Raw genomic sequence first — 882 nt, 5'->3', positions numbered from 1 at the left:
GCAAAGCCTGGATGCCCAGGGCGCGGTCTACGCCGGCACCGAGCTCAAGGTGCAAACCCAAGACGACCTGAACAACCACAGCACCCTGGCGGCGGCCAACAGCGTCACCCTCGGCAGCGGCGGGCAACTGAACAACCACGGCATCATCGAAGCCGGGGTCAATGCCGACAACAGCCGTAACGTAAACGGCGATGTCACGCTGACGGCGCAAAACCTGAACAACACTGGCAAGAGCGTGGTGGCCAGCCGTGATCTGACGGTCACGACCACCCAGACCCTGGACAACCAGGGCGGCACCCTGAGTGGGCAGCGCCAGGTAACGGTCAGCGCTGGGACTCTGGATAACAGCCATCAGGGCAAGCTGCTGAGCGCCGAGCGCCTGCAACTCAATGCCGATCAGGTGCGCAACGGCCAGGGCGGCCTGATCAAGAGCCAGCAGTCCCTCAATGCCACCCTGGGCCACCTGGGCAACAGCGGCGGCGAGCTGTCGAGCCAGGGCAGCAGCACCCTGGTACTGGCCGGCATGGACAACCTCACCGGCGTGGTACTGGCGCAGCAGACCCTGACCATCACCGGCAGCGCTGAGCTGGACAACCAGGGCGGGCTGCTGTCGGGCTGGCAGGGCCTGACCCTCAACGGCACAGGCTTGAACAACAGCAACAAGGGCACCGTCTCCAGCCTCAAGGGCGGTGTCGACATCACCCTCAGCGACGCCTTGAACAACAGCCAGGGCGGCGGCCTGGTCAGCCAGCAGGCCCTGGACGTCAAGGTCGCCAGCCTCGACAACAGCCACCAGGGGGTGATCTCCAGCGCTGGCGAGCAAAGCCTCAAGCTGCGCGACCTGCTGGACAACAGCCAGGGCGGCTCCATCGACAGCGCCGC

At 65.8% G+C, this 882-nt stretch carries 1 pseudogene; it reads left to right on the top strand.

The features are described from left to right. Positions 1-882, top strand: a pseudogene (locus F6S12_RS32330) (adhesin); the annotation flags it as partial.

It is taken from the genome of Pseudomonas sp. JV245A, from assembly GCF_032424515.1.
GTDB lineage: Bacteria > Pseudomonadota > Gammaproteobacteria > Pseudomonadales > Pseudomonadaceae > Aquipseudomonas > Aquipseudomonas protegens.
The sequence above is the reverse complement of the archived record's forward strand: the minus strand, read 5'-3'. Positions and strand labels throughout refer to the sequence as shown.